The organism is Acinetobacter sp. SwsAc6 (genome assembly GCF_013391565.1).
In the GTDB taxonomy this organism is placed as follows: Bacteria; Pseudomonadota; Gammaproteobacteria; order Pseudomonadales; family Moraxellaceae; genus Acinetobacter; species Acinetobacter cumulans.
On the sequence record NZ_JACAXE010000031.1, the window covers coordinates 15,977 to 41,703 of the forward strand.

General features: G+C 41.0%; 25 protein-coding genes. 12 read left to right on the top strand and 13 right to left on the bottom strand.

Annotated elements, in window-relative coordinates; genetic code table 11:
* Positions 1–94: 94 nt before the first annotated feature.
* The 4 genes from gyrB to dnaA form a co-directional block, all read right to left on the bottom strand.
* Positions 95–2,563, bottom strand: coding sequence for a DNA topoisomerase (ATP-hydrolyzing) subunit B (gene gyrB, locus HYG93_RS16065; RefSeq protein WP_120364844.1), 2,469 nt, complete (start codon positions 2,561–2,563; stop codon positions 95–97).
* Between the two features lie 48 nt (positions 2,564–2,611).
* Positions 2,612–3,694 (bottom strand): DNA replication/repair protein RecF, encoded by a 1,083-nt coding sequence (recF, locus tag HYG93_RS16070; RefSeq protein ID WP_178962670.1) that lies wholly within the window; start codon positions 3,692–3,694, stop codon positions 2,612–2,614.
* 24 nt (positions 3,695–3,718) lie between these two features.
* Positions 3,719–4,867: a DNA polymerase III subunit beta gene (gene dnaN, locus HYG93_RS16075; RefSeq protein WP_106986187.1), complete on the bottom strand. Its 1,149-nt coding sequence runs from the start codon at positions 4,865–4,867 to the stop codon at positions 3,719–3,721.
* Between the two features lie 112 nt (positions 4,868–4,979).
* Positions 4,980–6,359: a chromosomal replication initiator protein DnaA gene (gene dnaA / locus HYG93_RS16080; protein WP_117007991.1), complete on the bottom strand. Its 1,380-nt coding sequence runs from the start codon at positions 6,357–6,359 to the stop codon at positions 4,980–4,982.
* 660 nt (positions 6,360–7,019) lie between these two features.
* On the opposite strand from dnaA, the gene rpmH reads away from it, so the two are divergent.
* The 5 genes from rpmH (at position 7,020) to mnmE (ending at position 11,131) form a co-directional block, all read left to right on the top strand.
* Complete coding sequence (rpmH, locus tag HYG93_RS16085) at positions 7,020–7,154, top strand: 50S ribosomal protein L34 (RefSeq protein WP_000831329.1); 135 nt, start codon at positions 7,020–7,022, stop codon at positions 7,152–7,154.
* Positions 7,155–7,184: 30 nt separating this feature from the next.
* The gene (gene rnpA, locus HYG93_RS16090; protein ID WP_106986185.1) at positions 7,185–7,580 is read left to right on the top strand and encodes a ribonuclease P protein component; all 396 of its coding nucleotides are present in this window, start codon (positions 7,185–7,187) and stop codon (positions 7,578–7,580) included.
* Between the two features lie 9 nt (positions 7,581–7,589).
* The gene (yidD, locus tag HYG93_RS16095) at positions 7,590–7,910 is read left to right on the top strand and encodes a membrane protein insertion efficiency factor YidD (protein WP_178962671.1); all 321 of its coding nucleotides are present in this window, start codon (positions 7,590–7,592) and stop codon (positions 7,908–7,910) included.
* A 5-nt stretch (positions 7,911–7,915) separates the two neighbouring features.
* Positions 7,916–9,682 (top strand): membrane protein insertase YidC, encoded by a 1,767-nt coding sequence (gene yidC, locus HYG93_RS16100; protein ID WP_106986183.1) that lies wholly within the window; start codon positions 7,916–7,918, stop codon positions 9,680–9,682.
* A 93-nt stretch (positions 9,683–9,775) separates the two neighbouring features.
* On the top strand, positions 9,776–11,131 hold the full coding sequence (gene mnmE / locus HYG93_RS16105; RefSeq protein WP_106986182.1) for a tRNA uridine-5-carboxymethylaminomethyl(34) synthesis GTPase MnmE: 1,356 nt from the start codon (positions 9,776–9,778) through the stop codon (positions 11,129–11,131).
* A 71-nt stretch (positions 11,132–11,202) separates the two neighbouring features.
* On the opposite strand, the gene HYG93_RS16110 is transcribed toward mnmE, so the two are convergent.
* Both HYG93_RS16110 and HYG93_RS16115 read right to left on the bottom strand, forming a co-directional pair.
* The gene (locus HYG93_RS16110) at positions 11,203–12,354 is read right to left on the bottom strand and encodes an MFS transporter (protein WP_178962672.1); all 1,152 of its coding nucleotides are present in this window, start codon (positions 12,352–12,354) and stop codon (positions 11,203–11,205) included.
* Between the two features lie 154 nt (positions 12,355–12,508).
* Positions 12,509–12,775, bottom strand: coding sequence for a metal/formaldehyde-sensitive transcriptional repressor (locus tag HYG93_RS16115; RefSeq protein WP_106986180.1), 267 nt, complete (start codon positions 12,773–12,775; stop codon positions 12,509–12,511).
* A 234-nt stretch (positions 12,776–13,009) separates the two neighbouring features.
* Here HYG93_RS16115 and HYG93_RS16120 point away from each other — a divergent pair, with 234 nt between their 5' ends.
* Entirely contained in the window at positions 13,010–13,711 is a 702-nt protein-coding gene (locus HYG93_RS16120) for a DsbC family protein (RefSeq protein WP_106986179.1), read from the top strand.
* A 79-nt stretch (positions 13,712–13,790) separates the two neighbouring features.
* On the opposite strand, the gene HYG93_RS16125 is transcribed toward HYG93_RS16120, so the two are convergent.
* The 5 genes from HYG93_RS16125 to HYG93_RS16145 all read right to left on the bottom strand — a co-directional run bounded on the left by HYG93_RS16125 (position 13,791) and on the right by HYG93_RS16145 (position 18,978).
* The gene (locus HYG93_RS16125; RefSeq protein ID WP_106986178.1) at positions 13,791–14,048 is read right to left on the bottom strand and encodes a GlsB/YeaQ/YmgE family stress response membrane protein; all 258 of its coding nucleotides are present in this window, start codon (positions 14,046–14,048) and stop codon (positions 13,791–13,793) included.
* Positions 14,049–14,226: 178 nt separating this feature from the next.
* Positions 14,227–14,754 (bottom strand): hypoxanthine phosphoribosyltransferase, encoded by a 528-nt coding sequence (gene hpt, locus HYG93_RS16130; protein ID WP_106986177.1) that lies wholly within the window; start codon positions 14,752–14,754, stop codon positions 14,227–14,229.
* A 215-nt stretch (positions 14,755–14,969) separates the two neighbouring features.
* Positions 14,970–16,286 (bottom strand): guanine deaminase, encoded by a 1,317-nt coding sequence (gene guaD / locus HYG93_RS16135; RefSeq protein ID WP_106986176.1) that lies wholly within the window; start codon positions 16,284–16,286, stop codon positions 14,970–14,972.
* A gap of 213 nt (positions 16,287–16,499) precedes the next feature.
* Positions 16,500–17,465, bottom strand: coding sequence for a TerC family protein (locus HYG93_RS16140; RefSeq protein ID WP_106986175.1), 966 nt, complete (start codon positions 17,463–17,465; stop codon positions 16,500–16,502).
* Between the two features lie 331 nt (positions 17,466–17,796).
* The gene (locus HYG93_RS16145; protein WP_106986174.1) at positions 17,797–18,978 is read right to left on the bottom strand and encodes a sugar transporter; all 1,182 of its coding nucleotides are present in this window, start codon (positions 18,976–18,978) and stop codon (positions 17,797–17,799) included.
* Positions 18,979–19,126: 148 nt separating this feature from the next.
* Here HYG93_RS16145 and HYG93_RS16150 point away from each other — a divergent pair, with 148 nt between their 5' ends.
* Both HYG93_RS16150 and HYG93_RS16155 read left to right on the top strand, forming a co-directional pair.
* Positions 19,127–19,408, top strand: a complete 282-nt coding sequence (locus HYG93_RS16150) for a GNAT family N-acetyltransferase (protein WP_106986173.1) — start codon at positions 19,127–19,129, stop codon at positions 19,406–19,408.
* Positions 19,409–19,822: 414 nt separating this feature from the next.
* Complete coding sequence (locus HYG93_RS16155) at positions 19,823–20,107, top strand: GNAT family N-acetyltransferase (protein ID WP_106986172.1); 285 nt, start codon at positions 19,823–19,825, stop codon at positions 20,105–20,107.
* Positions 20,108–20,198: 91 nt separating this feature from the next.
* Here the strand turns inward: HYG93_RS16155 and HYG93_RS16160 are convergent, their stop codons facing one another.
* A complete protein-coding gene (locus tag HYG93_RS16160; protein ID WP_106986171.1) occupies positions 20,199–20,546 on the bottom strand; it encodes a hypothetical protein in 348 nt (115 codons plus the stop codon).
* A 205-nt stretch (positions 20,547–20,751) separates the two neighbouring features.
* On the opposite strand from HYG93_RS16160, the gene HYG93_RS16165 reads away from it, so the two are divergent.
* Positions 20,752–21,222, top strand: a complete 471-nt coding sequence (locus HYG93_RS16165; protein WP_178962673.1) for a BLUF domain-containing protein — start codon at positions 20,752–20,754, stop codon at positions 21,220–21,222.
* A 74-nt stretch (positions 21,223–21,296) separates the two neighbouring features.
* On the opposite strand, the gene mpl is transcribed toward HYG93_RS16165, so the two are convergent.
* A complete protein-coding gene (gene mpl / locus HYG93_RS16170) occupies positions 21,297–22,661 on the bottom strand; it encodes a UDP-N-acetylmuramate:L-alanyl-gamma-D-glutamyl-meso-diaminopimelate ligase (RefSeq protein WP_106986169.1) in 1,365 nt (454 codons plus the stop codon).
* A gap of 243 nt (positions 22,662–22,904) precedes the next feature.
* Here mpl and HYG93_RS16175 point away from each other — a divergent pair, with 243 nt between their 5' ends.
* The 3 genes from HYG93_RS16175 to HYG93_RS16185 all read left to right on the top strand — a co-directional run bounded on the left by HYG93_RS16175 (position 22,905) and on the right by HYG93_RS16185 (position 25,101).
* Positions 22,905–23,246, top strand: a complete 342-nt coding sequence (locus HYG93_RS16175; RefSeq protein ID WP_106986168.1) for a DMT family protein — start codon at positions 22,905–22,907, stop codon at positions 23,244–23,246.
* 193 nt (positions 23,247–23,439) lie between these two features.
* Complete coding sequence (gene purE / locus HYG93_RS16180) at positions 23,440–23,952, top strand: 5-(carboxyamino)imidazole ribonucleotide mutase (protein WP_106986167.1); 513 nt, start codon at positions 23,440–23,442, stop codon at positions 23,950–23,952.
* A gap of 27 nt (positions 23,953–23,979) precedes the next feature.
* A complete protein-coding gene (locus HYG93_RS16185; protein WP_178962674.1) occupies positions 23,980–25,101 on the top strand; it encodes a 5-(carboxyamino)imidazole ribonucleotide synthase in 1,122 nt (373 codons plus the stop codon).
* The last annotated feature ends 626 nt before the right edge of the window (positions 25,102–25,727 follow it).

Consider the following 25,727-nt stretch of genomic DNA (forward strand, 5'->3'; position numbering starts at 1 on the left):
AATCAAGATGATTATATTTTATACAAATTTAGATTAATTTAGCATAAAAAAAGCACCCATATTGGGTGCTTTTTTTAACTTCTTTACTTGAATATTAAGCGTCAATATCTGCGTTTAAAGCATTTTCTTCAATAAAGGCACGACGAGGCTCTACATCATCACCCATTAAGCAAGAGAACATACGGTCTGCTTCAATTGCATCTTGCACAGTCACTTGTAGCATGTTGCGGTTTTCTGGGTCCATCGTAGTTTCCCAGAGTTGCTCCGCATTCATCTCACCCAAACCTTTATAGCGTTGGATCATCATGCCACGACGCGAGTCTTGCAAAATGTGTTGCCATACTTGATGGAAAGTACTTACCGTAATTTTACGATCGCCTTTTTGCAAGTATGCACCTTCTTCCAACAGCGTGAACCAACTACGAGAGTTCTTCAATAATCGAGCGTATTCACCAGAACCCAACAGACCTGCATCTAATAAATAAGGGTGCGGTAAGTTATGAATATAAATCGTGATACGAGGCAAATAGGTTTCAACTTTTTGACCATCTGCCAGCTCTTTTTCAAACACCTCAAGCGTTAACTCTGGACGCAAGCTTGGCTGTTTCTGTGCAACTGCAGCACAAATTTTCTCGCCCCATTGCTCCACATAAGCACGATCAATAGTTTGATCTAGCTTAAAGCCTTCCACAGCAATCAAAGCATCTAACAAGCTTGCTGGATAACGCACAGTTAAACGGTGCAAGCTTTTTTGTGATGTTTGATAATCCGCAATCACACCAGCTAAAGCTTCACCACGAATGGCTGGCGCTTCTGCACTCACGTGAAGTTCGAGCTCATCAATCGCATTTGAAATTAAATAAGTTTCAAGCGCATCATTATCTTTGATGTACTGTTCTTGCTTACCTTTTTTCAACTTATACAGCGGTGGCTGCGCAATATAGATATGACCACGTTCCACAAGCTCAGGCATTTGACGGAAGAAGAAGGTCAGCAACAAAGTACGAATATGCGAACCATCGACATCAGCATCGGTCATGATGATGATTTTGTGATAACGCAATTTATCAGGATTGTATTCTTCACGGCCAATACCACAGCCCAACGCTGTGATTAACGTACCCACTTCAGCCGATGAAATCATCTTGTCAAAGCGTGCACGTTCCACGTTAAGGATTTTACCTTTCAATGGCAAAATTGCTTGCATCTTACGGTTACGGCCTTGCTTTGCAGAACCGCCTGCAGAGTCACCTTCGACCAAGTACAATTCTGAAAGTGCAGGATCTTTCTCTTGGCAATCTGCCAATTTACCAGGAAGGCCTGCAATATCAAGCGCACTCTTACGACGTGTCATTTCACGTGCTTTACGCGCAGCATCACGTGCACGGGCAGCATCAATGATTTTGCCTGCAATGGCTTTTGCTGCTTGAGGATTCTCTAAAAGATATTCAGAGAACGATTTATTCATGGCCTGCTCAACCGCAGTTTTCACTTCACTCGACACCAATTTTTCTTTGGTTTGTGAAGAGAATTTTGGATCTGGAACTTTAACCGAAACAATCGCCGTCAAGCCTTCACGTGCATCATCACCAGAAACTGCAACTTTCTCTTTTTTGAGTAAGCTTTCGCTTTCCATGTAGCTATTTAAGCCACGCGTTAATGCCGCACGGAAACCTGCTAAATGTGTACCACCATCTTTTTGTGGAATATTATTAGTAAAACAACGTACATTTTCTTGGTAGGTATCATTCCATTGCAATGCAACCTCAACACCAATGCCGTTTTCTGCTTGGGTGGTGAAATGGAAGATTTCATTTAAATGCGTTTTGCCTTGGTTAATATATTTAACAAACTCAGACAAGCCACCTTCGTAGTCATACACATGTTCTAAGTTAATACGCTCATCACGTAAAACAATGCGCACACCTGCATTCAAGAAAGACAATTCACGTAAACGACGAGCCAAAATATCGACATTAAAAATCGTTTGGCTAAACGTTTCTGCACTCGGATAAAAACGTACAGTTGTGCCTGAAGCATCTGTTACGCCTGTTTCACGTAGCTTATAAACAGGATCACCATGGTGATATTCTTGTTCGTAGGTTTTACCCGCACGGCTAATATTAAGTAGCAGTTTTTCAGATAAAGCGTTTACAACCGAAACACCAACACCGTGCAAACCACCAGAAACTTTATAGCTATTATCGTCAAACTTACCGCCCGCATGCAGAATGGTTAAAATAACTTCTGCAGCTGAAACACCTTCTTCAGGGTGAATATCGGTTGGAATACCACGGCCGTTATCCGATACACTAACCGATTCATCTTCATGAATAGTCACTTGAATTTCATCACAATGGCCCGCTAAAGCTTCATCGATAGAGTTATCGACGACCTCAAACACCATGTGATGCAAGCCTGTGCCATCATCAGTATCACCAATATACATGCCTGGACGTTTACGAACAGCATCTAGGCCACGCAATACTTTGATACTAGAGGAATCATAAGCTTTTTCATTGGTTTGTTCTGTATTAGAGACAGATTGCTCTTCTGAACTCATGGTTTCTCCCTAGTGAAAAATAGGTCTATCCCAAAAATGGGTAAATCGTCATTGCACAGCAAGCTGAACGCTACCGTCTTTAACATTGAATAATTGATAAGAAATAGACAAATCATGCATGTGCTGTTGCACTGCGTCACAATCTAAAGTGGTAATAAAAACCTGGCTACCAAGTTGGCTTAATCGCTCAATTAAACGTTGTTGTGCGGTTAAATCTAATTCTGCTGTAAGATCATCTAATAATACCACAGTTTCCTTATTACACGCATGTAGCATTGCAATCTGTGACAGTTTTAAAGCCATGATCAGGAGCTTTTTTTGCCCTCTCGACAGCACCACATCAGCATCCCCCATCGGGGTTTTTAAACGTAAATCTGCACGATGCGGACCATGCTCGGTATAACGTCTTTCTAGATCTTTATAGTGCGCATTGGTCAAATCATTTAACAATCCAGTTTCACTATGAAAGCCCGCACTGTATTCCATGCAAATTTCCAGATCAGGCAAGAGCTGCGCTAAATCCTGTTGTAAATATCCCTTCCACAGCTCCACAACAGCCTGACGCTGGCGATGCAAAATTTCGCCATAATCACTCAGCATTTGGTTCCACGGCTCTAAATCACTGAGGCTTAAATGACGCTGTGCTTTGAGCAAACTATTACGCTGTTTGAGTGCTCGTGAATAGTATTGCCAAGCAGGATAAAATTCGGGTTCCACGTGGAACATCATCCAATCCAACATTTGTCGTCTTGGCTTAGCACCGTAGTCAATAATATCGCTACTTTGTGGGTCAATCAGTTGTAGAGGTAAGATTTTGGCCAACTGACCTTGAGTTGCAACCAGATCCCCATTCACCTTAATCAGTTGCTCACCGCTTTGCATTTTTTGCATACCAATTTTATCAGTATCAGATTGTGCAAAAACAATGGCATCAGCACAGGCATTTTGAATATAGTTTTTGGGGATATGCGTGCGAAAAGAACGCCCTGTTGCCAACAAATGAATGGCTTCTAAAACAGAGGTTTTACCCGAGCCATTTTGGCCATAAAAGACATTAAACGGCTGCAATCCTGAGAGTGCAACCGTTTTTAAGTTCCGTACACGTTCGATATGTAAACGCGTAATATGCATATAAATGGACGTCTAAAAAATCAATTAAACGCGCATTGGCATCACAACATAAGTTTGATCTTGATGTAGTGGATCTTGTACCAATACCGACTGATTCGCCTCAGTCATGGTCATCAATACATCATCACCATCCAGCACACTCAATACATCCAACAAATACTGTGCATTGAACGACATTTCCATCGATGCATCTGAATATTGAATCGCTAAGTCTTCAACAGCTTCGTCTTGCTCTGGGTTATTCGCACGCAATTGCAATGAATCTTCATTAAAATGCAAGAATACACCACGCAGTTTTTCGTTACTTAAAATCGCAACACGTTGCAATGATTGCTTAAATACATCATGTGCAATACGTACATTTTTGTCGCCACCACGTGGAATCACACGGCGATAATCTGGGAATTTACCATCAATCAATTTGGTCGTGAAACGCACCATAATGTCATGTTGTTCTTTGTCGCGGCTTGGGATACGAATCGTCACATTTAACAATTCACGACCAATTAACAAAGCCAATTGCTCATCTTCAACGCTCAACAAACGTTGTAACTCACCTACTGCTTTACGCGGTGCAATCGCTTGTACCAACTGTGACGCATTAGAAACAGCAGTCGTTTCACACAATGCTAAACGGTGACCATCTGTCGTCACTGCACGCAATTGATTTTGATCAATTTCCAACAATGTACCCGTTAAATAAAAACGAACATCCTGCACCGCCATAGCAAATGCGGTTTTTTCAAATAAACGTTTTAATTCACGCTGTGTAACTGTAACTTCTGTCCCTTGCGTATTTTCTGTAGTCAACAATGGATAATCTTCTGCAGGTAAAGTACCCAACACAAAGCGACTATTTCCAGACTTTAAAATACAACGTTGATCTTCTGTGATTTGTAAATCAACTAATGCTGCAGATGGCAAAGATTTACAGATATCCACCAACTTACGTGCAGGAACAGTGGTTTCACCTGCTTGTAAGCACGCCCCTTCAGATAAAGTGGTTGATGCCACAAGTTCAACTTCAAGATCCGACCCAGTAATGGTCAGGGCTTGCTCAGTCACCTGAATTTTTAGGTTTGATAAAATGTTGAGGGTATGGCGACGTTCAACCGCTCCTACGACATGTGATAGAACATTCAGTAAGCTTTCTTTCGCGATTTTTAAACGCACGATGCATTCCTCTAAAAACTGAAGATTAAGAACAAATAAAATTAATTTTTTAGCAGTGTACTATGCGGCAGATAAGGCCACATTGCAAGAATAGAATTTAACCAAAAACACCTTAGCTTTGAAGCAAGCGAAGAAGGTTTTTATAGTCTTCATTAAAGATTGGATCTTCCTCACGCAAGCTTTGAACTTTTTCACACGCATGCATCACAGTACTGTGATCACGCCCACCAAAAGCCATACCAATTTCAGGGAAACTATCCCCTGTTAACTCACGTGCAAGCCCCATTGCAAGCTGACGAGGTCGCGCATAAATACGTGTACGTTTTGGACCAACTAACTCTTTTAATGGGATTCGGAAGTATTCACTCACCACGCGCTGAATATTTTCAGTGCTGATAGTTCGTGCGCGAATGGCCAAAACATCTTTTAAGGATTCACGCACAACATCCAAATCAATTGGTGTCCCTTTAAAACGTGAAATCGCAACGACTTTATTTAAAGCGCCTTCCAATTCGCGAACATTGGCTACAACTTGTTGTGCAATAAACAAAGCACAATTTCGTGGTAATTCCACATCATTGCTTTCGGCTTTTTTTAACAAAATTTCAATTCGAGTTTCAATATCTGGAGGTTCCACACCCACAGACAAGCCCCAAGAAAAACGTGAAACTAAACGTGGATCGAGTTCAGTAAGCTCTTTAGGATAACGATCCGACGTTAGAATAATTTGTTTCGACTCATCCAATAACGCATTAAAGGTGTAAAAGAATTCCACCAAACTGGCTTCTTTACCTGCAAGCAAATGAATATCATCGACCAACAGTAAATCCAATGAACGACAATTCTTTTTAAACTCTTCAACTTTGCCTTGTTGTAATGAGCTCACAAAATCTTGCACAAAACTTTCAGCTGTCATGTACATGACCCGCGCATTCGGTTTTGCTTGTAATAGGGCATTACCCACAGCTTGCATTAAGTGTGTTTTACCCAAACCCGTCGGGCCATATAAAAATAATGGATTGTGCTGAGATTCACCCAATTGCGTTAACACTTTACGACAAGTTTCTGCTGCCATTTGGTTCGAACGACCTTCGACAAATAAAGAGAAACTAAATAAAGGGTTTAATTGACGCTTACGAATCTGTTTTGCACTACTGTCTTCACGTTCTTTTTTAGGTTTCGCAATCGGTGCAGGACTAGGTGTTAAAGCTGCTGTTGTTGTCGCAGGTTGCTCACTGGCAGATAAAATAGCCCCAGGACGAGAATCGACTTGAATTTCAACTTTACGTACCCGACCTTCAGACAACTGCTCCGCTAAAATAGTAATGAGCTCAAGATGATGTTCTTGAATATAACGCGTCCAATACGGATTGGGCGCATATAAGCGCAATGTGTCTTCTGACTCTTCAGCCACCAACGGACGGATCCACATCGTAAAGACATTTCCCGAAAGCTCTTGTCGCAAGCGATTTAAGCAGTCTGTCCAAAGCATGTGAAACCCCTATTCATTCCATTGTGCCAATAAAAAAATATGCTAGCCCGCAAAGCGGGTCGCCATTCTAACCAAGTTATCCACATCTGTCATGAACAATTCAGCAGAAATTAATCAAATAAGCCATTTTTAGATCATAAATTTAAATTTAAACCGTGTGTGGATAAGTTTATCCGCAAGCTGTGGATAAAATATAACATAAAGTTATCCACAATGTATCAAAAAAATAAAAACATAGTTATTCACAATTTAAACATTTGTTTTTTATATTTTAAAATACGATTTCCACAGAAAAACTCAACACTAATAATAATAAATTTAAATTTATAAATTTGAATTTATTTATAGAAACTCGATTTTCTGGGGATAACTAAGATTGCGATTTAAATTCAAATTTAAAACTAAGTTGGAATTTAAATTTAAATCTTATTGTGGATAACTTTGTGGTTAAAGTTGTTAATATCTTGTTTTATCATAATAAACAATGATTTATCCTGTGTGTAAACCGATATTCGATAAAACAACACATTTTTATTTTGATCACTTTTATTGTCTTAACTTAATTTGTTTTTAAAAGAAAGTTGGTTTTTAATTGACAGCTCAAGCAATGAGCACTAAAATCGCGAACCTTCATAGAAAGATCATTTTTGGAGTTTCGATATGAAACGTACTTTCCAGCCTTCTGAACTAAAACGTAAACGCGTTCATGGCTTCCGTGCTCGTATGGCTACTAAAGCTGGTCGTCAAGTATTAGCTCGTCGCCGTGCAAAAGGCCGTCATAGCTTAACTGTTTAATCTGTTAAAGCTATACACGACTTGGGTGTTATGACAACACTTTATGGGTTTAGCACAGATGTTCGCATACACTGTGCTGACGACTATAAAAGTGTGTTCGATGGTGCGCTTTTTAAAGTGCATCAGCCCCATTTCTTATTTCTTGCGAAAATTTCCGAACAGCCTAAAAGCCGTTTGGGTATTGTTGTTGCTAAGAAAAAAGTACGTCGTGCACATGAAAGAAATCGAGTAAAACGTCTGGCTCGCGAAAGCTTTCGCTTGCATCAGCAGCAATTAGATGTATTGGATATTGTGGTGATGCCTAAAGTAGGTATAGAAGCAGTCCCAAATGCAGAATTGCATCAGCAATTACAATTTGCTTGGCAAAAGCTTCAACGTATTGCCAAAAAGCATTCAAAAACAGCTCCCTCCTCACAGAAAAAGTAGAGACAACCAATGGTACGTCTACTGCATTGGTTCATTCGTTTATATCAAATAGTGATTAGTCCCTTACTTGGGCCTCGTTGTCGCTATATTCCAACCTGTTCTCAGTATTCTTTGGAAGCAATCCATCGGCATGGTGCTGTGCGTGGTGTCTGGCTGTCTGTTCATCGTATTTGTCGCTGTCATCCTTGGGGTGGCTCAGGGTATGACCCAGTGCCAGCCAAAGCAGTTCGTTTTATTTCATTTCAGCAAATAGATTCTCAAACGCGTCACGTTGCTGTACCCTTTCGTGATCGTTTATTGAACCAAAAACACTCTAACCACTTGGGGTAATAGATATGCAACAATGGGCCAGGATTGCCATTCTAGGAGCCATGTTTGTTGTCGCTTATTTGCTTATTTTGGCTTGGCAAAAAGACTACGGTCATGCAGAAGTTAAAGCACAGCCAACCGCTGCTGCTGTTTCGCATGAAGTCTCTGCCGATTTGCCAAATGCTCAAACAGCGGCGTCAGCGACCACTGATGTGCCACAAGCAAATGTGCCAGCACAACAAACAGCAGATGCAACAGCACCAGTAAGCCAACAGCTTATTTCTGTAAAAACTGACCTTTATCATCTTTGGATTAATCCAAAGGGTGGTGATATTGTTCGTGTTGAATTACTCAACCATGACAAGAATAAAGACAGTGACCAACCTTTTGTAATGCTCGAAAGTGATGCAAAACGTACGTATGTAGCACAATCAGGCTTAATTGGTCTAAACGGTCCCGACAGTAGCCGTGCAGGTCGACCATCTTATGAGATTGAAAAATCAGCATATACTTTAGCTGATGCAAAAGCGTCTAAAGATAAAGATGGTAAAGCGGTCAAAGTCCTTACTGTACCAATGGTGTATAAAACTGCAGATGGCATTGAAATTATCAAGTCATTTACGTTCACTCAAGGTGATTACCCGATTATTGTGAATCACAAAGTGGTGAACCGCAGTGCACAAAATTGGCAAGGTCAAATGTTTGGTCAAATCAAACGTGATAATTCAGAAGATCCAGGTAAATCGGATCAAGGGATTTTCACTTTGGGCACCTTCCTTGGCGGCGCATGGGGTACACCGGATGAGCATTACAACAAGCTAAAATTTGCTAACTTCAATGAAGAAAAGTTGAATGTTGAAGCAAAAGGCGGTTGGGTTGCTGTGGTACAACATTATTTTGTAAGTGCATGGATTCCGGGCGAGCTTAAATTAACGCAAGCCAATGGTCAGCCTTATGCAGCGAAGTTGGAATCACGTAAATCAACAGATGACATGAACATCATTGGTTTTACTTCGCCAACAATTAATGTTCCTGCGGGTACGGTTGCTGAATTAGATGCAACATTCTACTCAGGACCAAAAATTCAGTCTGAATTAAAAGATTTAGCTGTTGGTTTAAACCAAACTGTAGATTATGGTTGGTTGTGGCCAATTGCGAAGCTTTTATTCTTAGGCTTACAGTTCTTCCACGGTTTAGTGGGCAACTGGGGTTGGTCAATTATTTTATTGACGATTCTAGTGAAATTAATTCTTTGGCCGTTGTCGTCGAAGAGCTATCGCTCTATGGCGAAAATGCGTGTGATTGCGCCTGAAATGCAACGTATGAAAGAAGAGTTCGGTGAAGACCGTATGCGCTTCTCTCAAGAAATGATGGCTTTGTACAAGCGTGAGCAAGTTAACCCTCTTTCTGGGTGCTTACCATTGTTATTACAAATGCCGATTTTCCTTGCGTTGTATTGGGTATTGATGGAGTCAGTTGAACTTCGTCATGCACCATGGTTAGGTTGGATTCAAGATTTATCTGCAATGGACCCTTGGTTTATCCTGCCATTGTTGATGGGCTTGACGATGTTTATCCAGCAAAGTTTGAACCCACAGCCTGCAGATCCTATGCAAGCTAAAGTGTTCAAAATCATGCCAATCATCTTTACGGTATTTATGTTGTTCTTCCCTGCAGGCCTCGTGCTGTACTGGATCTGTAACAACAGTATTACGATCTTGCAACAAGGCCTGATTAATAAAGGCGTTGAAAAAGACCGTTTAAAACGTGAAGGCGCAGATTCAGCAAACTAAGCAGTGCTGATGGGCTGAATAAATCCGCTTAAGATGGTAATCTTAGGCGGATTTTTCTTTGCTTGTAATTTGAGAATTTTTTAGGTGAATGTTATGCAAAACCGAACCACTATTGCTGCCATTGCAACCCCGCCCGGTCGTGGTGGTGTCGGTGTAATTCGCCTATCTGGGCCAAAATCGTATGCAATTACAGAGGCGCTGTGCCAATCTGAATTGCCTAAAGCACGTTATGCAGGCTTTCGTAAGTTCTTAGATGTTCACGGCGAAATTATGGATGAGGGCTTGGTGATTTGCTTCCCAAATCCGCATTCATTTACAGGTGAAGACGTTGTTGAATTGCAAGGTCATGGTGGGCCTGTCATTCAAAATGCACTCCTTGCACGCTTACTAGAGCTCGGTGCGGTAGCTGCCAAAGCGGGTGAGTTTTCAATGCGTGCCTTTGAAAATGGCAAAATGGACTTGGTACAAGCAGAAGCCATTGCCGATTTGATTGATGCTACCTCACAAGCTGCAGCACGTTCGGCCGTACGTTCTTTGCAAGGTGCATTTTCAACTAAAGTGAATGCGGTATTAGAAAATCTAATTCACTTACGTTTACATGTAGAAGCGGCCATTGATTTTCCAGAAGAAGAAATTGACTTTTTGGCTGATGGTAAAATTTTAGGTTTATTGGATGGGGTGAGTGCTTCTGTCAGCGCTGTGCAACAATCAGCACGCCAAGGACAGTTGCTCCGTGAAGGCCTACAAGTGGTGATTGCGGGTAAACCCAATGCTGGTAAATCATCTTTACTCAATGCTCTAGCAGGTGTTGAACGTGCGATTGTGACCGATATTGCGGGCACGACACGTGATGTTTTACATGAAAAAATCACGCTGAATGGTTTACCTATTACGCTAACAGATACTGCAGGTCTGCGTGAAACGGGTGATGTGGTTGAAAAAGAAGGCATACGCCGTGCGATTAAGGAAATTGAGCAGGCGGATTTATTGCTTTTGGTTTATGACTTAAGTCAGGGTGAAGATCCACTACAATTAGCGCAAGATTATTTTGCAGAACACATTGAGCCTAAGCGCTTAATGTTGATTGGGAATAAATGTGATTTAACTGCAACAACGTCAGCATTGAGCGATTATCAAGGCTTTCGCCATATTACGGTGTCTGCGAAGCAAGAAACAGGCGTTCAAGCACTGATAGATGCTGTTACAGCGCATGCAGGCTTCCAACCAGAAGAAGATACCTTTATTGCACGAACACGCCATTTGGACGCAATGAAGCGCACTCAGCACTATCTTGCAGAGGCACGTGAGCAATTGGTGGTTTACCACGCAGGTGAATTGGTCGCAGAGTCGCTTCGCCTTGCACAAAATGCACTCGGTGAAATTACCGGTGATTTTAGTGCTGATGACTTATTGGGCAAGATCTTTGGATCGTTTTGTATTGGAAAATAAGCCAGTTTCCCTCGCTGTTTTAAAAATAAAAGCCCTCATTTGAGGGCTTTTATTTGAAAGTATGTTTGTGCTTAGTGCTGTAGTGGCGTGGTCATGCTGCGTTGGCAGAACAATAAACTGAGGCACAGGGCACCGACTGAGATACAAAAACCGATAATACCGATGCTAAAGCCAAAATGGTCGGATAAGTACCCCACACCAATAATCGGTAGAATTGTGCCCAAATAACCAATAAACAAATACGTCGACATCACCGCTGCTCGATTCTCTGTTTGAGTCATACTATGAATCATTCCAAATGCGCCCAGTAGGCTCAAACCGTGCCCTATTCCAGCACTGAACACACTCATAAAAAACAGCACGCCCCGGTGAAATGAAACACAGAGCGATAGCAGAATATAGCCCACGATCAGTGTAGAGAGGCCCAATCTCAACGACTTGCGCGGTAGCATTTTTTTGGCAGCGTATTGCGACAGTGCTGATACCAATAAAATGCTGGCAATAGATGTACCACTGACGATTGGGCCATGCCATGGAATAATATCTTTCACAAAAGACGGTGCTAAGGATGCAAATAAGCTAAAAGATGCGAAGGCACTGAATGCTGCAAAACCTGCGATATAAAACAGGCCGTGATATTTTTTGTCTGGCAATTCTAGATGTGGTGCAATTGAAAATGGTTGTTTTTCTGCAGGGACATGCTTCACTGTAAAAAGTCCAATCAAGCATAGAATCGCCCCTACAATGATAGGAAGATAAGGTGTGATGAGTGGCTGAGCAGAAAACTGAGCAATTACACCGCCAATCAATGGCCCAAGTCCAAAACCGATAATGGTAATAATCGAACTCATTTGTGGTGCACTTTGCTTATGGCTGGTTGGAATGGTGTAAATCAGACCGAGCATCGCTGAAGTACTAATGAGGCCAGAAGCAATACCGACTAAAAAGCGTGCGAAGGATAAAAACAGTGCATTTGGAGCGATGGCAGAGAGTGCTAGGCCAGCAATGACAAAAATCATGCCTGCTTGTAAAGTTTTAAGAAAGCCAAAACTATTGCTGGCGCGGCCTAAAAATAGCAGTGTTGCCAGACAACCAAACATATAAGCCACAAAAATATAGGTGATATGGCTCGGTAGCAAATGCCAAAGTTCCTGATAAATTGGATACAACGGGCTGGCAAGTGCTGTGCCGATGGTACCCATAATCAGGGCAAGGCTAACCATTATAAATGGGCGCCAAGATTGAGAATTTGTCATGAAACAGGTCGCATTTATAGGCTCATTTCTGACTAAAAAATGCAGAACATGAGAAATGGGCGGGTGTTTGCTCAGTGTACTGGCGATCTGTGTCTAGGGTCAATTTATCCTGTGTAAAATCTTAACTATAGCGTTTCAGGAGTTGCATAAACTCAGCCAATTCTTCTTCATTAGTTTCAGTCTGTGTGCCAATTACATGATGGCGTAAATGCGCTTCTATTAATTCATTCATTAAGCCATGTACGGCGCCTTTAATGGCAGCAACTTGTTGCAGTACGCTGATACACTCGGCCTCTGGGTGCTGCAGTGCTTGCTCTACCGCATTCATTTGACCTTGGAGTCGTTTGACACGGTTTAAAAGCTTCTTATCTTGGTGTAAATGGCTCATGTTTGATTCCTTACTCATATACTATAAGGGAGTATATGAGTAATTCTTTCAAATGAACAAGTCTCTGCTTCTTTGGATTTATTTTTATGATGCATATTTTTATTCAAGTTTTGGCTACAGCAGTATGTTCCACGTGAAACGATGTTGCAATTGGGTAAGGATTTGAAAATAAACTTCGAACTAATCAATAAATATCAGTAGAATCTTTAACATAAAAATGACGTGGTGAACGTAATGATCAAAAAGACCTGTGCCTTAATTATTGCGGGTATAATGTCGCAATGGGCGTTGGCAGATGCAGCTTCTGTACAAGCTTTGCTGGTAAAAAACTATCCTGCATTAAATATCGAACAAGTTAAAAAAACTGAAGTGCCTGGAATTTATAGCGGTTATGCTGGAGACACGGTTGTTTATATCACTGAAGATGCAGAATATGTATTGGCAGGTAATATGATTCGTCTTAAGGATCAGGAAAACTTAACCAAATCACTTATGTATCGACCAGGACAAGTGGATTGGAAAGCCCTGCCATTCAAAGATGCAGTTAAAACTGTAAGAGGTACTGGTAAGCGCCAGTTGGCGATCTTTTCTGACCCAAATTGCCCGTATTGCAAACAACTTGAAGTAGAATTGAATAAGCTGAATGATGTCACTATTTACACATTTATTTTGCCTTTAAAGCCACAATCTGTAGCGCCGTCTAAACAAGTGTTTTGTGAAAAAGACCCAGCTTATGCTTGGACTAATTTGATTAGTAAAGGCGTACAACCCACCAGTAGTAAAACGTGTGCAAATCCGATTGAGCGTAATATTCAATTGGCGCGTACTTTGGGTTTAAATGGTACACCTGCTATTATTTTTGCGGATGGTGCGAAAATGTTAGGTGCTTATCCTGCTACAGAGATCGAAGCGCGCTTAAAGCAAATTGGTCAATAAGCTGAATATTTAGCTTGAGCAAACACGATAAAAAATACCCGTGCGAAACGGGTATTTTTTTGCTTCGTCAGTTTGCGTTTTAAGCACTGGATTTTTTGGTGACCATGTTATAAATGAAGAGAATAATGATTGCACCAATGACTGAGGCAATAAAGCCAGCTGCTGAGTTTTCGCCGTAAATACCGAGTAAGCGACCGCCGTACGTGGCGAGTAGTGAGCCCGCAATACCCAATAAAGTCGTCACTATAAAGCCGGCTTTATCTTCGCCTGGATGGATCGCACGGGCAATTAAACCTGCGATAAAACCAACAACAATCGCGACAATGAGTGACCACATAAGTGAGCTCCTTTTCTTATCATGTAATTGTTTTTACATCATGTTTCTATTTCATCTTGAGTTAATTGGTCATCTATAAATAGTTGAATTTAGCTAAAAACTGTTGTTTTTTTGTTCATATTAATTTAAGAAATAAAAAAAAGTGGCCTTCGGCCACTTTTAAATGTCTGGTATAGAATTACAGACCAATTTCACCAATAAATGGAATGTGGCGATATTTTTGGTCATAGTCTAAGCCATAACCCACGATGAACTTATCTTCAACTTCAAAACCTAAAAAGCGGACATCGAGGTCGATTTCACGACGTGAAGGTTTGCTGACTAAAGTACATAATTCAATTGAGTTCGGTCCGCGTGTTTGTAAAATTTCTAACACTTTGCTCAAGGTATTGCCTGAGTCAATAATGTCTTCAACCACAAGCACATCTTTACCACGAATTTCGCCGTCTAAATCTTTTAAAATTTTTACGTCACGTGTTGATACTGTGCCACTGCCATAGCTTGATACGGTCATAAAATCTAATTCATGAACTTTGCTAATTGCACGGCATAAATCTGCCATAAAAATAACAGACCCACGTAACAGGCCCACCAGAACTAATTCTTTATCACTGTTGGCATAGTGTGCATCAATTTGCGCACCTAGTGCTTTAACTTTGGCTTGAATTTCTTCAGTGGAGATCAACACGCTCATTTGAACTGTCATGGGTAGATACCTAAAATACAAAAATAAAAAAGGCGTTGACCAGCAACACCTAAAAATATGCCTTAATTTTAATACAACTTGGATGCCCTTGCATTATTTTTTCTGTTGAAAATGTAAGCAACATGGTTAGGCACATTGATTTTACTCATATTTAATCAGGTCAAATTACTTTGCATGCTGATGAATGCCTAACCATGCTGTGGGAAAATGTAAATTTAATAAGCCTGATAAACCCGTTGACCATACACATAGGTTGCGTGAATATTCCGATCATCTCCCATCAGCATAAGCGCAAATAGGGCATCTTCTAAGCCTTTGGCACGTGATTGGCGTAGCTGCTGTAATGCTGTGGCTTTTAAATCCAACACCACAAAATCGGCTTCTTTACCTGTATTAAAGTTACCTAGGGTCTGATCTAAATCTAAAGCTTTTGCACCACCTAATGTTGCATGATACAGCGCTTCGTATGCAGACAGTTTATTGCCTTGTAGCTGTTGAACTTTATAGGCTTCTTGAATGGTTTGTAGTTGGTTGAAGGAAGTCCCTGCACCAATGTCTGTGCCTAAGCCCACTTTGACCTGTTTTTCCCATGCAGTATGTAAGGGAAACAATCCACTGCCGAGAAATAAGTTAGAGGTTGGGCAAAAAGCGATGGCAGAATCTGTGTCATGCATACAGTTCCATTCATCATCTTCTAAGTGCACACAATGTGCAAAGACTGATTTATTGCCAGTTAAGCCATAATGATGATAGACATCTAAATAGCCCTTTTGCTCAGGGAAAAGCGCTTTCACCCATTCAATTTCGCTTTTATTTTCACTCAAATGTGTATGAACATACACATCTGGATATTCTGCTTTTAACTCCCCTGCCCGTTTGAGTTGTTCTGGGCTCGAGGTTGGAGCAAAACGTGGCGTAATGGCATATAGGTTACGGCCTTTGCCATGCCATTTTTCAATTAAAGCTTTTGATTCGCTATAAGCACGTTCTGGGGTATCACATAAATCATCGGGTGCATGACGGTCCATCATGACCTTACCTGCAATCAGGCGCATCTGATAGTTGCTTGCAGCTTCAAATAAGGCATCTACTGATTCAGGATGTACAGTACAGAACACTAAAGCTGTGGTGGTGCCATTTTTAAGGAGCTCATGCACAAAAAATTCTGCAATGGTTTTAGCATAAGCAGGATCTGAAAATTGTAATTCGGTTGGGAAAGTATAGGTATTTAACCATTCCAAAAGTTGTTCGCCGTAAGCGCCCATCATTTCAGTTTGTGGAAAATGAATATGTGTATCGATAAAACCAGGGACGATCAATTGATCTGGATAATGTTGAACGTCGACTTGTGCAGGTAAGTGTGCCTGCCCGTCTTGCCAAGTGCCAAACCACTGAATTTTGCCATTTTGGCTGATGAGTAGACCATCCTCTACATATCGCACTTGGTCGTGTATATCACGTGCTTGGGCAACTGTATTCTGAATGTCGAGGAAGCGACCACGGATCGCTGTCGTTGCAATTACAGAAGACATTTTAAACCTGTATGTTTGAATTTTTTCAATTGATTGTACCTGAAAAACTCAAGCATACGAGGATTCATCACATAATCTTTAATGCTTCGGTATGGCCTAAATGATTGGCCTATTATTGGTATGGGATTTCAGGCGTATCTTATTTTTTTTACTGTGGGTGATGACGAGATAGACATAAAAAAGCCTTCTATGAAAGAAGGCTTTTTGCGCACTTTAGAGGGTCGTTTCGTTGTATTTTTTACTATGACGAATGGACAGCCAAGCGGTAATCGCAAGGGTAATCACAATAAAGCCGAGAGAAATCCAAATCGGCATGTGGAAGACATCAAGCATCAACATTTTGAAACCGATAAACACCAAGATCAGCCCTAAACCATAAGGTAGATAATGCATTTTTGAAGCTGCACCAGACAATAAGAAGAACATGGCACGTAAACCCAAAATAGCCATTAAATTCGCGGTTAATACAATAAACGGGTCTGTGGTGACTGCAAAAATTGCAGGAATAGAATCCACCGCAAAAATCACGTCCGAAGCTTCAACTAAAATAAGCACCAAAAATAAAGGTGTCGCCCAAAGCACGCCATTTTGACGGACAAAGAACTTATCTTCATGCATTTGCGGGGTAATGCGCATGTGCTTGCGTAACCATTTTAAAATGGCCATATCCTCGATATTGGTATCTTCTTCCTCTTGTCCTTTTAAGAACTTGAAGCCGGTATAAACCAAGAACGCACCGAAGATATACAGCACCCAAGAAAATTCTTGTACAAACCATGCACCAATAAAGATAAAGATGGTCCGTAGGACAATTGCACCTAATACGCCGTACAGTAAAAGCTTACGTTGTAATGCGGGTGGGATTGCAAAAGCAGCAAAAATCATCAGCCAGACAAAGACGTTATCCACTGCAAGAGATTTTTCTAACAGATAACCTGCAAAGTATTCCATGACCTTGGTATTTGCCACAGCCACACCTGCGGTTTGTTGTAAGTAGAGCCAGAGTCCGCCACCAAATAGTGTTGCGACTGAGACCCAAGCAATACTCCAATAGGCCGCTGTTTTTACTTTAACTTCTTGGCCTTGGTTATTTTTAAAGCCTAAAAAGTCGATGATGAGCATCACGGTGACTAAACCGAAAAATGCCAAATACAGCCAGAGTGAGCCGATTGTTTCCATGTGTGTATCCTCCACATCTAACAACCGGCCATAAAAAAACCTTGACCTGTTGCCAGATGAATAAAAACATCTGTAACAACATGATCAAGGTCTTGCCTACATTTTAGTATGGACATTTTGTCCTCTAAAATGCTCAGATACCGACTTTTTGCAAAGTGTAATGACGATATTCTGACACCTAAGCATTGATGTAATGATTAGGTTTGGAGGAGGCTACTCCCCTTGTCTTGCATAATTTAGTGATTGAAGCGTGTTCAAATCTGTGGCGATCTTCTCAGATTTTGCTTGAGGAAGCAAACTTTATCTGTGCATTTTTTGTAGGTCTGTTTGCCTAAGTTTGAAAATCTTTGCGCCGTGCGAATACGGCGGCCAGTACTGTGCCTATTACAGCCAAGATGCCACCCATAATACCGATATTACTCAGCCCGAATTGTAGTGAAACGATGCCACCCAGTAAGGCACCTCCCCCGATGCCGACATTGTATAAGCCTGAATAAATTGCCATGGCTACATCCGTTGCATCAGAAGCTAAATTTAAGGTTTGTGACTGTAGTGCCAGACTAAAACCAATAATGCCGATGCCCCAAAATAGGCTTAATGCGCTAAAGCTGATAAAACTAGCAGAAGCAGGAAGCATTAATAGCATAGAAGCAGCCAATAGCAGCGTGAACATCGGAATGCTGACACGTGGATATTTGGCGCCAAATTTACCAAACAGATAAGAGCCGATAAAACCTGCCCCGCCATAGATTAATAAGAGTGCGGTGGTTTCTGTGGAGCTTAACTGCGCTACATTGAGTGCAAAAGGCTCAATATAGCTATAAGCCGTAAACTGCGCTGTAATCACAATCACGGTCAGTGCAAACACCAGCATGAGGCTAGGCCGGTGTATAAATTCTTTTAAGCTACTCAAAGAGCCCGAATTTTGACTTGGGAGCAATGGCAGAGTTTTAGCCAGTGTTAGGCATACGACTGTGGCACCGATAGCAATTAGTGCAAATGTATTACGCCAGCCATAGGCTTCACCCACCATACGCCCAAAAGGAATACCCAGTACCATGGCCAGCGCCGTACCCGTTGCGAGCAGTCCCAATGCCTGAAATGCTTTGCCTTCAGGCGCGACACGAACAGCAAGTGACGCAGTAATTGACCAGAATAATGCATGTGAAAATGCAATGCCGATACGGCTGATCAGTAGTGTATTAAAGCTCCATGCAAAATATGACAGCACATGACTCACAATAAATACACTAAACAGTGCCATGAGTAGAAAGCGCCGTTCAATATTCTTGGTCAGTAGCATTATCGGCAGAGAGATTGGTGCGACCACCCATGCATATAATGTAATCATAATGCCCGTTTCGGTGGCAGGCATATCAAAGCTTTTACCAATATCGCTCAGCAGTGCTACGGGAATAAATTCCGTGGTATTAAAAATGAATGCAGCGAAAGCGAGCGTAATCACGCTGATCCACTGACGGGTAGCAGATGTATCGGAATTGGGGCTAGACATAGTCGGGTATTTGGGGAATTTTCGCCATTCTAGGGTTATGGTGAAGAATTGTTAAGCGCTATTGAATATCTACATCAATATCAATAAAAAATACCAAAGAACAAATCAATGATTCTATATTTTCACACATACAAAAATAGGCGGATACATGATCGTACAGCATCTAGAAAATGGCAGTAAAGGCGCTTTTTATGTGGAACAGCAGGGTGAACGATTAGCTGAGATGACGTATTCTTGGGCTGGTACAGACAAATTTATTATTGATCATACCGCGGTCAGCGATAGTTTACGTGGGCAAGGTGTGGGTCGACATTTGGTTGATGCTGCGGTGCAATTTGCACGGGAGCATCAGGTGAAAATTATACCGCTATGCCCTTTTGCCAAATCTGTTTTTGACAAAGATCCAGAAATTCGTGATGTGCTGGTTTAAACCACGCTGTTTCAGTAATTTGAACGTGGCTAATACCTTGGACAGTCTCTGAAAAATAGACATCTAAACGGATTACAACTGAATATTGTATTATTCAGTCTGACACATCAATGAGGTCGCAAAATGTCTGTTGCATTCGCGCAGGCATTTCACTTAAAAGCGTGAGCGGTACATTGATACAGCCAGCAAGATTGCAATCAGTATAAGAAATCCTACAGTAGCAAGATATAAATCCATTGAAATCCCCAAAAAATATCAAAACAAAAAAAGAACAGCTTTAGTTGATGAATTTAGAGAAAATTAGTCAGATTTGATATCACTGAAATCAGGTATTTTTTAACGTTTTTTAATGGTTTAGTCGATTAATTCATTTATTTAAAAAATGTCATTTGGACGGCATTCAGGAGTATAACAATGCAACTTCAGCATCAAGACAATGGTCAGCAGGGTGAATTTTTCAAGTTAAATGAAGACGGCGAGCGTGTCGCAGAAATTAGCTATATATGGAATGACGAACATAAAATTGTTGCCAATCATACATGGGTGGATCATTCATTACGTGGTCAGGGCGCTGCCCGTGAAATGCTCGATAGTCTGGTTAATTATGCGCGTGAAAAGCATTTGAAAATTATTCCAGCGTGCTCTTATGTTGATGTGATGTTTAAACGCGACAAAAGCCTTGCGGATTTGCGTGCTTAAACAGCTTCTGGAAGTAGCGCTGGGTTTTATAGAGGTGCTTCATAAAATGTTGCAACACTCGATATACGTAATAAAAATTATTCCGCGACAGTTAATAATTTAAAAACTCACGGTCAGGGCTCAGTGGCAAGCGACGTTGTGATTTACGAGATTGAGTATAGCATTGCAACATATCAATTGCGCTGTAGCCCAGTAGTATGCTCGCTAACATCATTTGAAGCAGATCAAATGCGCTGTGATAAAACAGCACTGCGCTGAAGCCTGCAACTGTTGCAATCAAATAGCCACGTTGGCCAATGAAATAACGAAGTAATGCACCGAGTGCAATCGAAGTAATAAGGACATTTAGCAGTTCATTGAGGCCTAAATGATGAAAAACCAGTACCAAAATGCCTGCAATTGTTATTAATCCAAATGTTTTAAAGATGTTGGGGAGCATAGATAACCTCTTTTATTGTTTTTGAGGTAAAAGCACCAGCAAAGACCAGTGTGTAATATTGAGCCTATTTTATCTAAAGTTGTTTGCAAAATTGAGATGTAGTTGGCATAAATGGACGTAAGTATAAAATTACATTTGATTAAAAAATAAACAAATTAGAATTTTAAAAATCGAAGCGCTTCGCGCTCAGTTAAGGATTAAACTTATGATGCAGCTGTGCTATGCCAGTACTCGTCAGGAGAATCAAAAGGATTTACTTGAGGATCTGAGTGGTATTTTAGTTTCTGCTCGAAATTTTAATCAGGCACATGCAATCTATGGGGTACTGTACTATGCGGAAGGTAGATTCTTCCAATGTCTTGAAGCAGAGGCGGAAATTTTAGAAAAAGTCTACGCTAAAATTGCGAGCGATCCTCGCCACACAAATCTCATCCGTTTTGAAAATCGTGTGATTGATCGGCTTCATTTTTCTGAATGGTCTATGAAATATGTAAATAAACATAGTTCGATCGGAACGCTGTTCAAAAGGTTCGGATTGAATGCATTTTTACCACATGAACTGAAGACAGAACAAATTACTGTATTTTTAGAATTATTACTAAGGTTACAGAATAGCGAGCCGAAACTCAAACGCATGCAAGGTTACCGCACACGAGGATATAAACCTTATCTTTAATCGATTTAGATATCTAAAAATAAAAAAAAGCCCGCTTCACGGGCTTCTTTAAAACGGCTACACCATGTTTTAGATTAGGTTGTTAAGGCCGTAATTAATTTTTGATGCAGACCACCAAAACCACCATTCGACATAATCACCACAGCATCACCCTCGCCTGCTTCTGTAGTCACTTTTTGAATGATTTCATCCAATGTGCGCGCAACCATCGCTTTATTCGGTGAAGCCTGAATGACAGGCTCTAAGTCCCAATCTAAACCTTCAGGTTGATACCAAATAACTTCATCGGCCAGTCGTGCTGAATGTGCTAAGCCATCTTTATGACTGCCCATACGCATGGTGTTTGAGCGTGGTTCAATAATCGCCCAGAGCTTACGTTCGCCTAGGCGTTTGCGTGCACCTTCTAGGGTTGTGTCAATTGCTGTTGGGTGATGTGCAAAGTCATCATAAACTTCAATGCCACGTACGGTAGCAAGCAATTCCATACGGCGTTTTACACCGCCAAAATTGGACAGTGCTTCGCAGGCAGTTTCAATGGATACACCGACGTGCTCTGCTGCTGCAATCGTTGCTAAGGCATTGGCTACAGAGTGTTGGCCTGTCATGTTCCATTTCACTTCGCCTTTGACTGTGCCGTGCTGTAGCACTTTAAAATGTGAACCATCAGCAGAGAGTTGCTCAGCATAAAGTTCTGCTTTTTCATTTGCTTCTAAAGAGGTACGTACGACTGGCGTCCAGCATCCCTGTGCTAATACTTCGTCAATATTGCTTTCTGTAATTGGTGCAATAATGCGACCTTCACTTGGAATAGTACGGACTAAATGATGGAACTGTTTTTGAATCGCGGCTAAATCATCAAAGATATCAGCATGGTCAAATTCAAGGTTATTCAGAATCGCTGTTTTTGGATGGTAATGCACAAACTTAGAGCGCTTATCAAAAAACGCTGAATCGTATTCATCTGCTTCTACACAGAAGTATTTCCCAGCGCCTAAGCGTGCACTTTCGCTAAAGCCCAAAGGCACACCACCAATCAGGAAGCCTGGTTCAAGACCCGCTTGATCGAGTACCCATGCCAGCATCGTCGTTGTTGTGGTTTTGCCATGCGTCCCTGCTACGCCCAGCACGTGTTTACCTTGTAAGACATAGTCTGCGAGGAACTGCGGGCCAGAAATATAAGGCATGCCTTCATTGAGCATGTATTCCACAACATCAATGCCACGTTTCATGGCATTGCCCACAATTACAAGATCAGGTTGTGGTTGTAGCTGGCTACGGTCATAGCCTTGAATTAAAGTAATGCCTGCATTTTCTAGCTGGGTCGACATTGGAGGGTAAACGTTTTGATCTGAACCCGTCACCTTATGGCCAAGGTCTCGCGCCAGTAGCGCCAAAGAACCCATAAAGGTGCCGCAAATACCTAAAATATGCAGATGCATACGCTCACTCCACTGCTTTTATAGACACATCACGTATTATTGGTGCTGTTGTCGTGATTAATTTGATGTGAAAGCAACGATAGCAAGGCTCTTGGGGAAAAGATAGTTTTTCTTGTCACTGGACATAGAATATTCTTGCGTGATTTTGCGCTTTTTTTTGTGTTATAAAAAAATAGTAACAGGTTAAAAATTTTGTGAGAAAAAACGTAAAATGGCCACACTTATTGCTAGACATTTGAGCCAATGTATCTGCCCTTTATATTATTGATTGTTGCGAACTGTTTTATGACTTTGGCTTGGTATGGTCATTTAAAGTTTTTACCGCACGATGCGCCTCTATGGAAGGCTATATTATTAAGTTGGATCATTGCCTTAGCAGAATATAGTTTTATGATTCCTGCAACGCGCTACCTTGCCCAACAAGGTTGGTCTATGGGGGAAATGAAAATTACCCAAGAAGTTGTGACTTTACTGGTCTTTGTACCTTTTATGATTTTTCTGTTTAAACAGCCATTTAAACTCGATTATGTGTGGGCTGGCTTGTGTCTATTGGGCTGTGTGTATTTTGTCTTTCGTAGCCAATAATTTAAATCATAGGGCTACTGCCCTATTTTTATTTAAGTTTTGCCAAGCTTGATAAAAAAATAATAAAAATCTGCGCTTAGTTTGACTCTAAGATTTTGGTGAGCTGAAAATTCAGTCTATAATATGGGGCTCTTATTAAAGCTTGGCTCTAGTCGAGATTTATCTCTCTTAACTAATCTCTGGAAACATTGCAATGAATGCGGCCGCTTCACAAGACACACCTCTCGTTGGAATTATCATGGGTTCTCAATCAGATTGGGCAACTCTCGAACACACTGCCAATATGCTTAAGCAACTTGGCGTCCCATTTGAAGCGGAAGTGGTATCTGCGCACCGTACGCCAGACCGTCTTTTTGAATATGCAGAGCAAGCCCGTGATCGCGGTATTCAAGTAATTATTGCGGGTGCTGGTGGTGCTGCACATTTGCCAGGTATGTGTGCAGCCAAAACTGATCTTCCAGTACTGGGTGTTCCAGTGAAGTCTTCAATTTTGAACGGCGTTGATTCATTGCTTTCGATTGTACAAATGCCTGCAGGTATTGCAGTGGGTACATTGGCGATTGGTCCTGCTGGCGCAACCAATGCTGCAATCATGGCAGCGCAAATTTTAGGTTTAACACGTCCTGAAATTGCAAAAAATGTTGTAGATTTCCGTGCGGCTCAAACTGAAAAAGTTGCGAGCAAAAACATTCCTGGTCAGAACTAAGAGCAAGCTTAATACGGGAGTTATATCATGGATAAAACCATTGGTATTTTTGGTGGTGGCCAGTTGGGTCGTATGATGGCGCAAGCAGCCCTACCACTGAATGTGCAATGCACCTTTTTTGAAGCAAGTACAGATTGCCCATCGGCAGCGCTTGGTCCAGTATTTTCGACCAAAGCAGAAAATGGCTTGCAAGAGTTTATCGCCAGTGCAGATGTATTTAGTCTTGAGTTTGAAAATACGCCATTAACGGATGTCGATGTTCTAACGAAAAGCAAAACGTTGCACCCACCACGTCAAGCCTTGGCAATTGCACAACATCGCTTGTCTGAAAAAGCTTTATTTGATGAACTTTCAGTTCCAGTTGCGCCGTATAAAGCCGTGACTTCACTTGAGGGTTTAAACCTTGCTGTGGCTGAATTGGGTTTACCTATCGTACTCAAAACATCACGTGGCGGTTATGATGGCAAAGGCCAATTTGTATTGCGCACTGCAGATCAAATTGCGCAAGCGTGGGCTGAGCTTGGCCCTGCGGGTGAACTCATTGCAGAAAGCTTTGTGACTTTCTCTCGTGAAGTGTCAATTATTGCGGTGCGTGGCCAAGATGGTGATGTACGTACTTGGCCTTTGGCTGAAAACCATCATCATAATGGCATTTTGTCGCATTCGATTGTTCCAGCACCCAACAGTGTTGATTTACAGCCTGTGGCGCAAGACTACATCACTCGCCTGCTCAATCATTTGAATTATGTCGGTGTATTAACACTTGAACTGTTCGTGACTGACAAAGGCTTGTATGCCAATGAGATGGCACCACGCGTGCATAACTCAGGTCACTGGTCAATTGAAGGCTCAGTATGCTCTCAATTTGAAAACCATATTCGTGCTGTTGCAGGTTTACCTTTAGGTTCAACGGCTGTGGTTCGTCCGACTGTAATGGTGAACATTATTGGTCAACATCCAAAATCTGAAGATGTTTTGGCTTTAGAAGGTGCGCATTTACACCTTTATAATAAGTCAGAGCGTGAAGGTCGTAAGATTGGCCATATTACCTTAATGCCCAATGACAGCGCTGAATTGACCACTTTATGCCGTCAATTGGCGAAGATTTTACCGAATCCTTTAGCGCTTAGCGAAGATATGAGCATCTAAACGTACAGTTGCTGTAAAAAAAAGCGATCACGTCAGTGGTCGCTTTTTTTATACCTTAACTTCGGGCATCATTGCGCCTCTTTTACGCAGACAGGCCTTTGGTCGGTTTTGCTGGTAAAGCAATTGATTATAAATTCACCTATTTGCTATATATATTGGCATCTTGCTGTGCGACTTAATTGAAAGACTGTTTAGCGAACTTGCCTCTTTATTCAGACGCATTGAACAATAAAAGCTAAGTTTGAATTCAAAATATCAACAATGAATTTAAATTCAAAAACAAATTCAAATTTAAAACACTACTTTTAAATTCAAAGTTTTGAATTTAAATTTATTGCAGTTTAAATTCAAAACAAAAGCATGTTTAATGCATTTAAAAATAATATATTTATCAAAATCTTGTGATTAAATGGCTTGTGGATAAAAGTTTGAATTTAAAAAAATTTATTAAAAATAAATTTAAATTCATTTTTGTTTTGGTGTTTTGAATTTAAAAACATTAAGTCTGATCTGTGGGGAAGTTTTTTGAATTTAAAATTGAAACTTTACTTTAAATTTAAAAATGAATTCAAAAGTTACGTATTCCCTCATAAAAATACATCATCTGGTGTTAAGCTAAGAATTAA

Excerpts from the sequence above, each read along its gene's own strand:
- gyrB (WP_120364844.1), bottom strand. The coding sequence starts at position 2,563 with ATGAGTTCAGAAGAGCAATCTGTCTCTAATACAGAACAAACCAATGAA.
- recF (WP_178962670.1), bottom strand. The coding sequence starts at position 3,694 with ATGCATATTACGCGTTTACATATCGAACGTGTACGGAACTTAAAAACG.
- dnaA (WP_117007991.1), bottom strand. The coding sequence starts at position 6,359 with ATGCTTTGGACAGACTGCTTAAATCGCTTGCGACAAGAGCTTTCGGGA.
- rpmH (WP_000831329.1), top strand. The coding sequence starts at position 7,020 with ATGAAACGTACTTTCCAGCCTTCTGAACTAAAACGTAAACGCGTTCAT.
- rnpA (WP_106986185.1), top strand. The coding sequence starts at position 7,185 with ATGACAACACTTTATGGGTTTAGCACAGATGTTCGCATACACTGTGCT.
- yidD (WP_178962671.1), top strand. The coding sequence starts at position 7,590 with ATGGTACGTCTACTGCATTGGTTCATTCGTTTATATCAAATAGTGATT.
- yidC (WP_106986183.1), top strand. The coding sequence starts at position 7,916 with ATGCAACAATGGGCCAGGATTGCCATTCTAGGAGCCATGTTTGTTGTC.
- mnmE (WP_106986182.1), top strand. The coding sequence starts at position 9,776 with ATGCAAAACCGAACCACTATTGCTGCCATTGCAACCCCGCCCGGTCGT.
- HYG93_RS16110 (WP_178962672.1), bottom strand. The coding sequence starts at position 12,354 with ATGGTTAGCCTTGCCCTGATTATGGGTACCATCGGCACAGCACTTGCC.
- HYG93_RS16115 (WP_106986180.1), bottom strand. The coding sequence starts at position 12,775 with ATGAGCCATTTACACCAAGATAAGAAGCTTTTAAACCGTGTCAAACGA.
- HYG93_RS16120 (WP_106986179.1), top strand. The coding sequence starts at position 13,010 with ATGATCAAAAAGACCTGTGCCTTAATTATTGCGGGTATAATGTCGCAA.
- HYG93_RS16125 (WP_106986178.1), bottom strand. The coding sequence starts at position 14,048 with ATGTGGTCACTCATTGTCGCGATTGTTGTTGGTTTTATCGCAGGTTTA.
- hpt (WP_106986177.1), bottom strand. The coding sequence starts at position 14,754 with ATGACAGTTCAAATGAGCGTGTTGATCTCCACTGAAGAAATTCAAGCC.
- guaD (WP_106986176.1), bottom strand. The coding sequence starts at position 16,286 with ATGTCTTCTGTAATTGCAACGACAGCGATCCGTGGTCGCTTCCTCGAC.
- HYG93_RS16140 (WP_106986175.1), bottom strand. The coding sequence starts at position 17,465 with ATGGAAACAATCGGCTCACTCTGGCTGTATTTGGCATTTTTCGGTTTA.
- HYG93_RS16145 (WP_106986174.1), bottom strand. The coding sequence starts at position 18,978 with ATGTCTAGCCCCAATTCCGATACATCTGCTACCCGTCAGTGGATCAGC.
- HYG93_RS16150 (WP_106986173.1), top strand. The coding sequence starts at position 19,127 with ATGATCGTACAGCATCTAGAAAATGGCAGTAAAGGCGCTTTTTATGTG.
- HYG93_RS16155 (WP_106986172.1), top strand. The coding sequence starts at position 19,823 with ATGCAACTTCAGCATCAAGACAATGGTCAGCAGGGTGAATTTTTCAAG.
- HYG93_RS16160 (WP_106986171.1), bottom strand. The coding sequence starts at position 20,546 with ATGCTCCCCAACATCTTTAAAACATTTGGATTAATAACAATTGCAGGC.
- HYG93_RS16165 (WP_178962673.1), top strand. The coding sequence starts at position 20,752 with ATGATGCAGCTGTGCTATGCCAGTACTCGTCAGGAGAATCAAAAGGAT.
- mpl (WP_106986169.1), bottom strand. The coding sequence starts at position 22,661 with ATGCATCTGCATATTTTAGGTATTTGCGGCACCTTTATGGGTTCTTTG.
- HYG93_RS16175 (WP_106986168.1), top strand. The coding sequence starts at position 22,905 with ATGTATCTGCCCTTTATATTATTGATTGTTGCGAACTGTTTTATGACT.
- purE (WP_106986167.1), top strand. The coding sequence starts at position 23,440 with ATGAATGCGGCCGCTTCACAAGACACACCTCTCGTTGGAATTATCATG.
- HYG93_RS16185 (WP_178962674.1), top strand. The coding sequence starts at position 23,980 with ATGGATAAAACCATTGGTATTTTTGGTGGTGGCCAGTTGGGTCGTATG.